The organism is Streptomyces sp. NPDC014006 (assembly GCF_043088925.1).
Taxonomy (GTDB): domain Bacteria; phylum Actinomycetota; class Actinomycetes; order Streptomycetales; family Streptomycetaceae; genus Streptomyces.
This window is the reverse complement of the sequence record NZ_JBICAJ010000010.1, coordinates 62,977-76,509: the sequence shown is the minus strand read 5'-3', so window position 1 is coordinate 76,509 and position 13,533 is coordinate 62,977. Positions and strand designations below refer to the sequence as shown.

The 13,533-nt window shown below is 70.8% G+C and carries 11 protein-coding genes; 1 reads left to right on the top strand and 10 read right to left on the bottom strand.

The genetic code is table 11. The features are described from left to right. Window positions 1–9: 9 nt before the first annotated feature. The 5 genes from ACF1GV_RS30015 to betA all read right to left on the bottom strand — a co-directional run bounded on the left by ACF1GV_RS30015 (window position 10) and on the right by betA (window position 7,222). Window positions 10–1,986 carry an ABC transporter permease gene (locus ACF1GV_RS30015; protein WP_391686656.1) on the bottom strand — a complete coding sequence of 659 codons (1,977 nt, stop codon included), beginning with the start codon at window positions 1,984–1,986 and terminating at the stop codon, window positions 10–12. Further along, window positions 1,986–3,077: a glycine betaine/L-proline ABC transporter ATP-binding protein gene (locus ACF1GV_RS30010; RefSeq protein ID WP_391686653.1), complete on the bottom strand. Its 1,092-nt coding sequence runs from the start codon at window positions 3,075–3,077 to the stop codon at window positions 1,986–1,988. Before ACF1GV_RS30010 ends, ACF1GV_RS30015 begins: the two co-directional genes overlap by 1 nt. Window positions 3,078–3,097: 20 nt before the next feature. Then, on the bottom strand, window positions 3,098–4,567 hold the full coding sequence (locus ACF1GV_RS30005) for an aldehyde dehydrogenase family protein (protein ID WP_391686650.1): 1,470 nt from the start codon (window positions 4,565–4,567) through the stop codon (window positions 3,098–3,100). A gap of 147 nt (window positions 4,568–4,714) precedes the next feature. After that, complete coding sequence (locus tag ACF1GV_RS30000; protein WP_391686648.1) at window positions 4,715–5,548, bottom strand: 5,10-methylenetetrahydrofolate reductase; 834 nt, start codon at window positions 5,546–5,548, stop codon at window positions 4,715–4,717. Window positions 5,549–5,551: 3 nt separating this feature from the next. Next, a complete protein-coding gene (gene betA / locus ACF1GV_RS29995) occupies window positions 5,552–7,222 on the bottom strand; it encodes a choline dehydrogenase (RefSeq protein ID WP_391686644.1) in 1,671 nt (556 codons plus the stop codon). A gap of 155 nt (window positions 7,223–7,377) precedes the next feature. Here betA and ACF1GV_RS29990 point away from each other — a divergent pair, with 155 nt between their 5' ends. After that, window positions 7,378–8,175: an IclR family transcriptional regulator gene (locus ACF1GV_RS29990; RefSeq protein WP_391686641.1), complete on the top strand. Its 798-nt coding sequence runs from the start codon at window positions 7,378–7,380 to the stop codon at window positions 8,173–8,175. Window positions 8,176–8,305: 130 nt separating this feature from the next. Here the strand turns inward: ACF1GV_RS29990 and ACF1GV_RS29985 are convergent, their stop codons facing one another. The 5 genes from ACF1GV_RS29985 to ACF1GV_RS29965 form a co-directional block, all read right to left on the bottom strand. Beyond that, complete coding sequence (locus tag ACF1GV_RS29985) at window positions 8,306–9,439, bottom strand: aromatic ring-hydroxylating dioxygenase subunit alpha (RefSeq protein ID WP_391686638.1); 1,134 nt, start codon at window positions 9,437–9,439, stop codon at window positions 8,306–8,308. Window positions 9,440–9,599: 160 nt separating this feature from the next. Continuing rightward, the gene (locus ACF1GV_RS29980; RefSeq protein ID WP_391686636.1) at window positions 9,600–10,760 is read right to left on the bottom strand and encodes an NAD(P)/FAD-dependent oxidoreductase; all 1,161 of its coding nucleotides are present in this window, start codon (window positions 10,758–10,760) and stop codon (window positions 9,600–9,602) included. Then, window positions 10,757–11,119, bottom strand: coding sequence for a bifunctional 3-phenylpropionate/cinnamic acid dioxygenase ferredoxin subunit (locus ACF1GV_RS29975; protein WP_103782795.1), 363 nt, complete (start codon window positions 11,117–11,119; stop codon window positions 10,757–10,759). The genes ACF1GV_RS29980 and ACF1GV_RS29975 overlap by 4 nt, the downstream gene beginning before the upstream one ends. Before the next feature lie 286 nt (window positions 11,120–11,405). Further along, on the bottom strand, window positions 11,406–12,041 hold the full coding sequence (locus ACF1GV_RS29970) for an MBL fold metallo-hydrolase (RefSeq protein WP_391686633.1): 636 nt from the start codon (window positions 12,039–12,041) through the stop codon (window positions 11,406–11,408). Further along, window positions 12,038–13,123 (bottom strand): S-(hydroxymethyl)mycothiol dehydrogenase, encoded by a 1,086-nt coding sequence (locus ACF1GV_RS29965; RefSeq protein ID WP_363262814.1) that lies wholly within the window; start codon window positions 13,121–13,123, stop codon window positions 12,038–12,040. The genes ACF1GV_RS29970 and ACF1GV_RS29965 overlap by 4 nt, the downstream gene beginning before the upstream one ends. Window positions 13,124–13,533: the final 410 nt, after the last annotated feature.

The following is a 13,533-nucleotide window of genomic DNA, read 5'->3' as shown; positions in this document are numbered from 1 at the left end:
TGGTGCTCCTTATGCCCGGGTGCGTCGCGCCGCAGCCTGAGTGATCCGGTCGAACATGACTCCCAGCAGGACGATGGCGAGCCCGGCCGCCAGGCCCTTGCCGTACAGCTGTCCCTGCGAGAACCCGGCCACGACGTCGTAGCCGAGGGCGCCGGCCCCGACCAGACCGCCCACCACGACCATCGACAGCACGTAGATCAGGCCCTGGTTGGTGGCGAGCGTCAGGGCGCTGCGGGCCATGGGCAGCTGGACCTTGGTGATGATCTGCCAGGTGTTGCAGCCGGCCGAGGTGGCCGCCTCCACGGTGGACTCGGGCACGGTCCGCACCCCGTCCGCGATGATCTTGATCGCCACGGGTGCCGCGTAGACGACGGCCGCGACGATCGCGGTGAACCGGGTCGCCCCGAACAGGGCGAGGAACGGCACCAGATAGACGAACGGCGGCATGACCTGCGCGGCGTCCAGTGTGGGCCGCACCAGCCGGTCCACCAGGGCACTGCGTCCCATCCACACGCCGAAGACCGCACCGAGCAGCATGACCAGCACCGTGGCCACCGCGGTGGAGGCCAGCGTGGTCATGCCGTCCGACCACAGCCCCGTCGCGACGAGCAGCCCGACACACACGGCCGCCGTGGCCGCCGCGCGCCGGCCGCCGAGCACCGCGCCGAGCGCGACCAGGGTGAGGCCGACGAGCCACCACGGGGAGTCGGTGAGCAGCGTCTGGAAGGGGTTGAGCAGCACGGTGGTGATGACGTCCCGCAGCGCGTTGGTCAGCCCCGACAAGTGGTCCTGCAGCCAGGTGGTCGCGGTGTCCGCCGCGCGCGCGATGTGCGTGCCGACGGTGCCGTCACCGGGGAACTCGGCGGCGTAGACGTAGGTGTGGGAGACGTAGAGCAGGAAGGCGGTGCCGACGCCGCCCGCCGCGAGCAGCGGCCGGCGCCACCGGGCCAGTCGTCCGCTCGTGCGCCGGGCCGTCTCGGCGCGGCCGGCGGCCGCCGTGGTGACACGGTCGAGCACGATGGCCATGACGACGATGGCGAGACCGGCGTTGAAGGCGGTGCCCACGTCGAGCGACTGCAGGGCCTGGACGACGGTCTTGCCGAGGCCGGGCGCGTCGATCAGGGCGGCGATGGTCACCATGGCGAGGGCGGCCATGATGGTCTGGTTGACGCCCATGACCACCGTGCGCTTCGACATCGGCAGCAGCACCTTCCGCAGTTGCTGTCCGCGAGTGGTGCCGAGCGAGTCCGCCGCCTCCACGGTGGTCTCCGGCACGGAGCGGATGGCGTGCGCGGTGATGCGGATGGCGGGCGGGGCGGCGTAGATCACCGTGGTGATCACGGCGGAGGCGCCGCCGATGAGGAACACCAGGGTCAGCGGGGCGAGGTAGACGAAGGTCGGCATCGTCTGCATGAAGTCCAGGAACGGCGTCATGACCTTGTTGAACCGGTCGGAAAGACCCGCCCAGACGCCGAGCGGGATGCCGATGAGCAGTGCCACGAGGACCGCCGCCAGGGTCAGCGCCAGCGTGTCCATGCTCTCCTGCCACAGGCCCTGCAGCCCGAAGAAGGTGAAGCCGGCCACCGCCAGCAGGGCGACCCGCCAGTTGCCGACGGCCCAGGAGAGGTAACCGGCGAGGCCGACCACGCCGAGCCAGCCGATCTGCGGGACCGGGCGGCCGGCGGTGGGCTGGGAGATCAGGGACTGGACGAAGGTGACCAGGTTGTCGATGCCCAGCCGGATCTCGTTGAAGAAGTACAGGAAGAGCGGGTTGGAGTTGCGGTTGGCTCCGATGGTGTCGTTGACGTCGTTCAGCCAGCGGTGCAGTCCCGTGAGGTCGGCCGCGGCCAGGGTGAGGGTCTGCCGGCCGCGCAGCACGGCGAAGATGACCAGCCAGGCCAGGAAGATCGCCCCCACCACCATGGGGCGGCTGATCTTCTCCCGCAGGGTCGTGACCGGTGCGGTCGTGTCGGCGACGGCGGCCATCAGGCACCGCCCTCCTGCCCGGCGACGACGGCGAGGATCTCCTCGTCGCCGACGATGCCGAGCAGCTTGCCGTTCTCGACGACCTTGACCGGCTTCTCCGCCGCCAGCACCGCCCGGGTGGCCTCGCGCACCACGACGTCCGGGCCCAGCTCGGGGCCGTCGAGGGCGTCGTCGGGCTGCGGCGGGCGCATGATCCAGCGCAGGGTGAGGACGTCGCCGCGCGGCACGTCCTGCACGAAGTCGCGTACGTAGTCGTCGGCGGGGGCGCCGACCAGTTCGTCGCCGGTGCCGCACTGGACCATCTTGCCGTCGCGCATGATGAGGATGCGGTCGCCCAGCTTGAGGGCCTCGGAGAGGTCGTGGGTGATGAACACCATCGTCTTGCCGACCTCGTGGTGCAGCCGGATGACCTCGTTCTGCATGTCCCGGCGGATCAGCGGGTCGAGCGCGGAGAACGGCTCGTCGAAGAAGAGGACTTCGGGGTCGCCGGCCAGGGCGCGGGCGAGGCCGACGCGCTGCTGCATACCGCCGGAGAGCTGATCGGGGTAGGAGTTCTCGTATCCGGCCAGGCCGACGAGTTCGACGACCTCCATGGCCTTTCTCATGCGCTCCGAGCGGCCCATGCCGCGGATCTCCAGGCCGAACGCCACGTTCTCCACGACCTTGCGGTGCGGCAGCAGGCCGAAGTGCTGGAAGACCATGGAGAACTTGCTGCGCCGCAGTTCGCGCAGCCGCTTGGCGTCGGCGTCGCGGATGTCCTCGCCCTCGAAGACCACCTCGCCGGAGGTGGGTTCGATCAGCCGGGTCAGACAGCGCACCAGGGTCGACTTGCCGGAGCCGGACAGGCCCATGACGACGAAGACCTCACCGGGCGAGACGTCGAAGCTGACGTCGCGCACGGCGGCGGTGCATCCGGTGCGGTCCATGAGTTCGCGGCGGGTCAGCCCGCACAGCTCCTCGGACTGCGGCACCTGGTCGGCCTTGGGCCCGAACACCTTCCACAGCCGGCGCACGGAGATGACCGGGGTGCGCTCCTCGGGGTTCTGGGACGTGCCGCGCCGCTGCGGCACCTCGGTCTGTGCTGTGGTCACGTTCGACCTCTTTTCGGCGTTCAGCCGCTGAACCAGTGCTGCGGCCGGGGTTGGATGTTCTGCCAGACGTGCTTGGGCTCTCGGTACTCGGCGAGGCCGGTCGGCCCCAGTTCACGGCCCACGCCGGAGTAGCCGAAGCCACCCCATTCGGCTTGCGGTACATAGGGGTGGTAGTCGTTGATCCACACGGTGCCGTGGCGCAGCCGGCGCGCGACCCGCTGGGCCTTGCCGGCGTCCTGCGTCCAGACGGCACCGGCGAGTCCGTACTCGGTGTCGTTGGCGATGCGGACGGCGTCGTCCTCGTCGTGGAAGCGCTCGACGGTGAGGACGGGGCCGAAGGACTCCTCGTGCACCACGCGCATGTCCTGGCGGCATTCGTCGAGGACCGTGGGCAGGTAGTAGAAGCCCTGGGCGAGTGCGGGGTCGTCGGGGCGGCTCCCGCCGCAGCGCAGTACGGCGCCCTCGGCGAGGCCGGCGGCGACGTACGCCTCGACCTTCTCCCGGTGCTGTGCGGAGATCAGCGCGCCGGTCTCCGCCTCCGGGTCGAAGGGCCCGCCGAGCCGGATCCGGCGGGCGCGGCGGACGACCTCGTCGACGAAGGCGTCGTGGATCGAGTCCTCGACGACGAGCCGGGCGCCTGCCGAGCAGACCTGCCCGGAGTGCAGGAAGACCGCGGTGAGCGCGAAGTCGACGGCCGCCTCGAAGTCGGCGTCGGCGAAGACGACGTTGGGGTTCTTGCCGCCGAGTTCCAGCGCCACCTTCTTCACCGTCGCCGCGGCGGTGGCCATGATGTACCGGCCGGTGTCCAGGCCGCCGGTGAAGGACACCATGTCGACGTCCCGGTGCTCGGCCAGCGGGGCGCCCGCCTCGGCGCCGGCGCCCAGGATCAAGTTGCCCGCACCGGCCGGCAGCCCCGCCTCTTCGAGCGCCTTCATCAGCAGGACGGAGGTGGAGGGGGTGAGTTCGCTGGGCTTGAGCACGATCGTGTTGCCGGCGAGGAGGGCGGGGGCGACCTTCCAGGAGGCCTGGAGCAGCGGGTAGTTCCAGGGGGTGATCAGTGCGCAGACGCCGACCGGTTCGTAGGTGACCCGGCTGACGGCGTCGTCGCGGCTGGTGTCGACCACCCGCCCGGCGTCGCTGCCGGCGATGCCGCCGTAGTAGCGGAAGCAGGAGACGACGTCGGCGATGTCGTACTCGCTCTCCACGAGCCGCTTGCCGGTGTCGAGGGACTCGGCGCGGGCGAACTCCTTCGCGTCGCGCTCCAGGATGTCGGCGGTGCGCAGGAGCAGGGCGCCGCGATCACGTTCGGGGGTGTGGGGCCAGGGGCCGGCGTCGAAGGCCCGCCGTGCCGCGGCGATCGCCGCCTCGGTGTCGGGGCGCGTCGCCTCGGAGACCGTGGCGACGAGTGTGCCGTCCGCCGGGCAGCGGATCTCCCGGCTGCCACCGGCCACGGGGGTGCGCCATTCGCCGTCCACATACAGATCTGCCATGCGCCGACCCTTCAGGATTTCGTTGCGCATTGTGCATCGCATTGCTTGTGGTGGAACACCTTGTCCGACGGGGCGACCACCGTCAAGGGGTCTGCGGACCCCGATTCCCACAGCGTCGAGCGGCCGCGCGCGCACGGCGGCTCCGGCTCAGCCGAGGCGGTCGAGCAGCGCGCGGCGCCACCGTTCGGTCTCGGCGATCTGGTTGAAGGTGAACAGGTGCAGGCCCGCCACCTTGGCCGACGGCGCGGTGAGCGCGTCGGCACCGCGCCGAAGGAGCTTCTCCGGCGCATAGCCCCCGGGCGTGGCGAAACGCACGAACCACGAGGCGTGCCGGGTGAGGAAGCGCGTCGATTCCCCCACGCCGATCTTCGTCGCCATGGCCAGCAGCTTCGCCCGTTGCACGGGCCCGGCGACACCGACGTACAGGGGCAGCGTGACCCCCCGGTGCCGTATCCGGGCGATCCAGTGCCCGAGCACACGCGGGTCGAAGCAGAGATTGCTGACGATGTACGTGGCGTGGGCGCGCTTGTCCCACATCGCCTGGACGGTGATGTCGTCGCGCAGCAGCGGATGGCTCTCCGGATAGCCGGTGATGCCCCGGTGTGCGAAGGGGCCGCCCAGGTCGTCAAGACGGCGCAGCACCGGCAGCGCTCCTTCGTACGGCCCGGCCGGCGGGTCGGCGTCGCCCGCCGGCACGAAGACGTCGTCGACGCCCACCGCGCGCAGCCGCTCGGCCACGTCCTTGAGGTGCGCGTCGTCCCTCAGCAGCCGTGCGGGAACGTGCGGGGCGACCCGGTATCCGTGCGCCGCGAGCCGCTCGGTGAGGGCCAGTGTCGGCTCCAGGCCCTTGACCGGCGACGCCGTGACCGTGACCACGACGTCGCGCGGGACATGGGCGAGGACCTTCTCCTCGGTCGTGCGGGCGGGCAGCACCTCGTAGCGGACGCGGCCGAGCAGCGAGCGCAGTGCGTCGGCGGGCACGGGCTACCCGACCTGCTGCTGGGCGTCGCGGTGCCGGTAGTACGCGGCCTTGGACGGCTCCAGCGGCTGCTTGCCGAGGATGAGGTCGGCCGCCTTCTCGGCGACCATCATCACGGGTGCGTAGATGTTGCCGTTGGTGACGTACGGCATCACCGACGCGTCCACCACGCGCAGCCCCTCCATGCCGTGCACCTTCATGCTGAGCGGGTCGACGACCGACAGATCGTCGGTGCCCATCTTGCAGGTGCACGACGGGTGCAGGGCGGTCTCGCCCTCCTTGGCGACCCAGTCGAGGATCTCCTCGTCGGTCTCGACGGAGGGTCCGGGCGAGATCTCGCCGCCGTTGTAGGGGGAGAGCGCGGGCTGAGCGAGGATCTCGCGGGCGACCCGGACGGCCTCGACCCACTCCCGGCGGTCCTGCTCGGTGGAGAGGTAGTTGAAGCGCAGCGCCGGGTGCACCCGCGGGTCCCGGCTCTTGATCTTCACCGAGCCGATGGCGTCGGAGTACATGGGACCCACGTGCACCTGGTAGCCGTGGCCGCCGGCCGGCGAGGAGCCGTCGTAGCGGACCGCGACGGGCAGGAAGTGGAACATCAGGTTGGGGTACTCCACGTCCTCGTTGCTGCGCGCGAACCCGCCGGCCTCGAAGTGGTTGGTGGCGGCCGGGCCCTTGCGCATCAGCCACTGCAGCCCGATGAAGGGGGCACGCCACTTCGCCATGTACGGCTGCATGGAGACGGGCTGCTTGCAGGCGTACTGGACGTAGACCTCCAGGTGATCCTGGAGGTTCTCACCGACGCCCGGCAGATCGTGGACGACGTCGATGCCGAGGGCGGACAGCTCGGCGGCGTTGCCGACGCCCGACAGCTGCAGCAGCTGTGGGGAGTTGATCGCGCCGCCGCACAGGATGACCTCGCCGGCCCTGACCTGCTGCGGGGCGCCGCGCCCGCGCCGGTACTCGACGCCGACCGCGCGCTTGCCCTCGAACAGGACACGGGTGACGAAGGCGCGGGTGGTCACCGTGAGGTTCGGCCGCTTCATCACGGGCTTGAGGTAGGCCTTGGAGGCCGACAGCCGGCGCCCGCGGTGGACGTTGCGGTCGAACTTGGCGAAGCCCTCCTGCCGGTAGCCGTTGACGTCGTCGGTGGGGGCGTAGCCCGCTTCCTGGGTGGCCTTGAGGAAGGCGCCGAACAGCGGGTTCGTGGCCGGTCCGCGTTCGAGGACGAGGGGCCCGTCGTGGCCGCGGAACTCGTCGTCCGGGTCGGCCGCGAGACAGTTCTCCATCCGCTTGAAGTACGGCAGACAGTGGGCGTAGTCCCAGGTCTCCATGCCTGGGTCGGCGGCCCAGCGCTCGTAGTCCATGGGGTTGCCGCGCTGGAAGATCATGCCGTTGATGCTGCTGGATCCGCCGAGTACCTTGCCGCGGGCGTGGTAGATGCGCCGGCCGCCCATGTGGGGCTCGGGCTCGGACTCGTACTTCCAGTCGTAGAAGCGGCTGCCGATCGGGTAGGTCAGCGCCGCGGGCATCTGGATGAAGACGTCCCAGGGGTAGTCGGAGCGGCCCGCCTCCAGGACGAGCACCCGGTTGCCGGGGTCGGCCGAGAGCCGGTTCGCCAGTGCGCTGCCGGCCGATCCACCGCCGACGATGACGAAGTCGTAGTGCAGGACAGCCATGGGGCCTCGTCTCACTCGGTCGCGCCGTCGATACGCGACGGATGCTAGTACGGGTAGCGCTATACGCACTAGGTTGCGGACGGCGCAACTTGCAAAATTCTCGTTCACGTTGTGTTACTTGCAACGGCGTTGTTTACCGCGCGTATAGTTCCGCTATGAGCAACTACAGTCCGGATACCGAAACGAACGGCCCGCCGTCGGGCGGGGTGCAGTCCGTCGACCGCGCCATCAGCGTGCTCGAGATCCTCGCCCAGCGTGGCGAGGCGGGCGTCAGCGAGGTGGCCGGCGAGCTGGACGTGCACAAATCCACCGCGTTCCGCCTGCTGGGCGCCCTGGAGTCGCGGGGCCTGGCGGAGCAGGCCGGCGAGCGCGGCAAGTACCGGCTCGGCTTCGGCATCGTGCGCCTGGCCGGCGCCGTCACGGGGCGTATCGACATCACCCAGCAGGGCCGGCCGGTGTGCGAGCGTCTCGCAGAGGAGATCGGCGAGACGGTCAACATCGCCGTGCTGCAGGAGCACTACGCGATCAACCTGTACCAGGTGCGCGGCACGGCCGCCGTGACCGCCCACAACTGGGTCGGCCAGCTCACGCCGCTGCACGCCACCTCCAGCGGCAAGATCATGCTCGCGCATCTGCCCGCCAAGCAGCGCGCCACGCTGCTGACGGAGTCGGGCCTGAAGAAGGTGACCCCGCACACGATCTCCTCCAAGGCGAAGCTGGAGAAGGACCTCGCCGAGGCCCGGGAGCGCGGGTACGCCTGGACGCTGGAGGAGCTGGAGATCGGGTTGCACGCGATGGCCGCGCCGATCCGGGACCGCGAGGGCCAGGTGATCGCGTCGATCAGTGCCTCCGGCCCCGCCTACCGGTTCACCGAGGAGCGCATGCACGAGCTGGCTCCGGTACTGGTGAAGGGGGCGGACGAGATCAGCCACCGCATGGGGTACCTGGGCTGAGACCCGGGCCTTTTTCCGCGCCGAACGCCCGTGGTGGACCGCACGCCCCTGCCGGACGAAGCACCCGGAGCACGACCGCCGCACGGCCCGCGTACGCCCCCCGCGCGGGCCCCGGGCACCGGCCCCGGCCTCACTCCGGCTGCCGCGTGCCGAGCCGCTCGTTCACCCAGTCGTGGAAGGCGCCGATGTGGTGCTCGCTGGGCACCAGCACACCGCCCTTGGCGTACAGCCGCGAGCTCATGCCGGGCTGGGTGCGCTCGCAGGCGTCGAAGTCCTGGCGGTTGACCCGGTCGAACAGCTCCACGGACCGGCTGACGTCCTTGCCGCTCTCCACCACGCCGGGCAGGTACAGCCAGTCGCACTCGACGACCGTGCGGTCGACGGCGACCGGGTACATCCGGTGGAAGATCACATGGTCGGGCACGAGGTTGATGAAGACCTGCGGCTTGACGGTGATCGCGTAGTAGCGCCGGTCCTGGTCCTCGGACACCCCGGGGATGCGGTCCAGGCCCTCGGAGCCGTCCACGGTGAAGCCCTTGACCTCCTCGCCGAACTCCGCGCCGTGCCCGACGTAGTACTGGGCGGCGTACCCGTCGGCGAACTCCGGGAGCACCTCCGTGAGTTCGGGGTGGATCGTGGCGCAGTGGTAGCACTCCATGAAGTTCTCGATGATGAGCTTCCAGTTCGCCTGCACGTCGTAGACGATCCGCTTGCCCACCGCGAGGTCCTCGATGCCGTAGCGCTCGATCGCCGCCACGTCCCCGAGACGCTCGACGACCGCGCCGATCACCTCGTCCTCGAAGGAGGGCGGGTTCTCCGCCAGGCACACCCAGACATAGCCGAGCCATTCCCTCACGGCCACATCGGCCAGGCCGTATTCGGTGCGGCCGACGTCGGGCATCTTGGTGAGGTTGGGCGCCGCGACGAGCTTGCCGTTCAGGTCGTAGGTCCAGGCGTGGTACGGGCACTGGAAGGCGCGCTTGACCTCGCCGGACTCCTCGGTGCAGAGCTTGGCTCCGCGGTGCCGGCACACATTGAAGAACGCGCGGATCGAGGAGTCGCGTGCGCGAGTGAGGAGGATCGACTCGCGGCCCACGTCGACGGTGCGGAAGGCACCGGGCTTCGGCAGGTCGGAGGCGCGCGCGACGCAGAACCACATCGCCTCGAAGATGTGCTCCTGTTCCTGGGCGAAGATGCCCGGGTCGGTGTAGGAGGAGCCGGGGAGGGTGGCGATCAGACTGTCCGGCAGGCTGGTCGAGGTCACAGGTGCACTCCTCGGGAGAACGTCGTGGGTCGGTGGGTCACGCGCCGGGAAGAGCGGCCTTCGAACGGCGTTGTGAGAAGCGTGATGCGATAGCTCTGTTGCTCATTGCGCAATGTCGCGTGCGATGTGCAACGCAGCATCGGCGGCCGCGAGGGAGGTGTCAAGAGGTCGCGGCGAGCTGCTTGCGCCAGCGGGTGAACAGCCGCGGCTGGTTCATCCCGAGCGCGGCGACGGGCGTGCCGGCCCGCCGGTACACGGCGAGGAAGCTGCGCTCGTCGGTGCGGCCCGCCTCGACCGTCACGCTGTCGGCGCCGGCGGCGTGCCCGGTGAACTGGATCTTCACGCCGTACTGGTCGGACCAGAAGTACGGCGGCCGGGGCGTCCCCGGTTCGCGCGCGCCGTGTGCGAGCAGGGTGGCCACGGCGGCGTCGGGCCGTTCCAGCGCGCCGGTCCAGTGCTCGACGCGGCGGTGCGTGCCGGTGTGCGGGTCGTACCAGTTGGCGCAGTCTCCGACGGCGACCACCCCGGCAAGACTGGTGCGGCCGTCGGAGCCGCAGGTGACGCCGTTGTCCAGGGCGACGCCGGAACCCTCCAGCCAGTCCACGTCGGGGCGTGCCCCGACGCCTACGACGACGATGTCCGCGGGGACGGTGCGCCCGTCCTCCAGCAGGACGGCGTCGACGCGCCGCTCGCCGCTCAGCCCCTTGACGCCCACCCCGCACAGCAGCCGTACGCCGTGGTCGGCATGGAGGGCGGAGACGACCGCTCCCATGTCCGCGCCGAGCGGTCCGGCCAGCGGTGTCGGGGCCGCCTCGACCACGGTGACGTCGAGGCCGAGGGCGTACGCCGTGGAGGCGACCTCGGCGCCGATGAAGCCGCCGCCGATCACCACCAGCCGTCCGCCGAGGGCCAGTTCGTCCCGCAGGGCGCGGGCGTCGTCCAGGGTACGCAGCGTGTGGACGCCGGCGAGGCCGTCGGTGCCGGGCAGGGTGCGGGCGGCGGCGCCGGTCGCGAGGACGAGGCCGTCGGCGCGGATCTCCCGGCCGTCGGCGAGCCGTACCGACCGCTCGGTGCGGTCCAGTGCGGTGGCGCGGGTGCCGAGCACCCACTCGGCCTGGAGTTCCTCACCGTCGCGTTCGAGGGCCAGGTCCGCCTCGCCGAGGGTTCCGGCGAGGAACTCCTTGGACAACGGCGGCCGGTCGTACGGACGGTGGGGCTCGTCGCCGATGACGACCAGCCGGCCGTCGTACCCCCGTTGCCGCAGCGAGCGCGCGGCCGACAGACCGGCCAGCGAGGCGCCCACGACGGCGACGGTCCTCACGCGGGGCCTCCGGCCAGGCGGGCGGCGACGCACGGGGGCAGGTTGGGTGCCTCGGTGGACAGCCGGACGAAGATCATGCCGTCCTCGACGACCACCTCGTGGGTGCGGACCGGGAGCTTGGCCGGCGGGGCGTCCACGGCCCCGGTCCTGAGGTCGAACTTCGAGGCGTGCAGCGGGCATTCGACCTCGCAGCCCTCCAGCCAGCCGTCGGCGAGCGAGGCGTCCTGGTGGGTGCAGGTGTCGTCGATGGCGTAGAGCTCGCCGTCGTCGGTGTGGAACACCGAGACCGGCGGGTCGATGTCGAGCCGGTGGGCCTCGCCTCGCGGCAGATCCGCGAGACGGCACGCGGGAATCATCATGACACCTCGGTGCGTATAGCGAAACGGATTGCGGTTAGCGCAACGTCAGTCTGCGGGCCGCCGAGAAGCGTTGTCAAGGCGTTCACCGGGCGGGTTGCGCGAGGTCCGGCGGCGTTTTCCGGGCACGCCGGAGCTCCTGCGAAAGCGCAGGTGGGAGGCAGGGTTGGCGCACATGCGCGCGCCGGTGAGGAGGTGCGGGCACACGGGTGGGGGCGCCTCGCACGGTGCGGCGACGGCCCTGCCGCCGGTGCCGGGGCAGGGCCGCCATCACGCCGGGGCGGCTTGCTCAGAAGCCGCGGTCGATCCACTCCTGACGATGCGGCGCCTCGGCGCCGACGGTGGTGGTGTCGCCGTGCCCGGTGTGCACGACGGTGTCGTGCGGCAGGGAGAGCAGACGCTCGCTGATGGAGTCGATGATGGTCGGGAAGTCGCTGTACGACCGTCCCGTCGCCCCCGGCCCGCCGGCGAACAGCGTGTCACCGCTGAACAGTGCGGACAGTGCGGGCGCGTACAGACAGACGGCTCCCGGCGCGTGGCCCGGGGTGTGCAGCACGGTCAGCTCCGTGCCCGCCACCGTGAGCCGCTGCCCGTCGGCCAGCTCGCCGTCGGGTTTGCGGTCCGGATGGGTCTGCCGCCACAGCGGCAGATCGTCCGGGTGCAGCAGGATCGGGGCGCCGGTGCGGTCGGCGAGGGCGGGGGCTGCGTCGATGTGGTCGTTGTGCGCGTGGGTGCACACGATGGCGCGCAGGGCGCGTCCGCCGAGGGCGCGTTCGATGGCGTCGGCGTCGTGCGCGGCGTCGATCACCACGGCCTCGTCGTCGTCACCCACGATCCAGACGTTGTTGTCGACGTCCCAGGTACCGCCGTCCAGGGAGAACGTCCCCGAGGTGACGAGGCCTTCGACGCGTGCCCCGGCGGTCACAGGACCACCACCGAGCGCAGGACGTCGCCGTGGTGCATGCGCTCGAAGGCCTTCTCGACGTCGTCGAGCGCGATCGTCTCGGTGACGAAGGCGTCCAGGTCGAGGCGGCCCTGGAGGTAGAGGTCGACGAGCATCGGGAAGTCCCGGGAGGGCAGGCAGTCGCCGTACCAGGACGACTTCAGTGCCCCGCCCCGGCCGAAGACGTCCAGCAGCGGCAGCTCCAGCTTCATCTCCGGGGTGGGCACGCCGACCAGCACCACCGTGCCGGCCAGATCACGGGCGTAGAAGGCCTGCTGGTAGGTCTCCGGGCGGCCGACGGCCTCGATGACGACGTCGGCGCCGAAGCCGCCGGTCAGCTCGCGCACCGCCTCCACCGCGTCGGTCGCCTTGGAGTTGACCGTGTGCGTGGCGCCCAGCTTCTCGGCCGTGGCGAGCTTGCGGTCGTCGATGTCGACGGCGATGACCTTCGCGGCGCCCGCCAGCTTGGACCCGACGATCGCCGCGTCGCCGACACCGCCGCAGCCGATCACGGCGACGGTGTCGCCGCGGCCGACGTTGCCGGTGTTGATCGCCGCGCCGATGCCCGCCATCACGCCGCACCCCAGCAGACCGACGGCGGCCGCGGAGGCGGCCGGGTCGACCTTGGTGCACTGCCCGGCGGCGACCAGGGTCTTCTCGGCGAAGGCGCCGATGCCGAGGGCCGGCGAGAGCTCGGTGCCGTCGGTCAGGGTCATCTTCTGCCGGGCGTTGTGGGTGTTGAAGCAGTACCAGGGCCGGCCGCGCAGACACGCGCGGCACTGGCCGCACACCGCACGCCAGTTCAGGACGACGAAGTCGCCGGGTGCCACGTCGGTGACGCCCTCCCCCACCGCCTCCACGACACCGGCGGCCTCGTGCCCCAGCAGGAAGGGGAAGTCGTCGCTGATGCCGCCCTCGCGGTAGTGCAGATCGGTGTGGCAGACGCCGCAGGCCTCGATCTTGACCACGGCCTCGCCCGGACCGGGATCGGGCACGATGATCGTTTCCAGACTGACGGGGGCACCCTTGCTGCGTGCGACGACCGCGCGGACCTGCTGAGCCATGGCCACTCCTCGGCTGACAGAGGATCGAGATGTTGCCTATTGCGATACGCATCTCGCATTTCGCAACACAGCATCGCGGAGAGGGGGTCGGGGGTCAAGGAATCCGACGAAGCACGTTGCGGGTCGCGGACGCCGACGGACCCTCCGGGTCACCGTAGGAGGAGAACGCGCCGGCCTCCGTCGGGAACGGGCCGCCGAGGACACCGGTTTCGCGTTGCCCGATACGCCCGGCTTCCCGTACGTGACCTGCAACGACACATGGCCCGCGCCTTGCGGAATCACGTCATCCGGCCGTCTACTGTCCTTCACGTCTTCGTTGCTCGCACAACGGGACCTCTGACGCATCCTGTCTCTCCCCCCTTCGCGCCGGGCCACCGGTGACCGGGAGGGCCCCATCACCAGAAAGACCG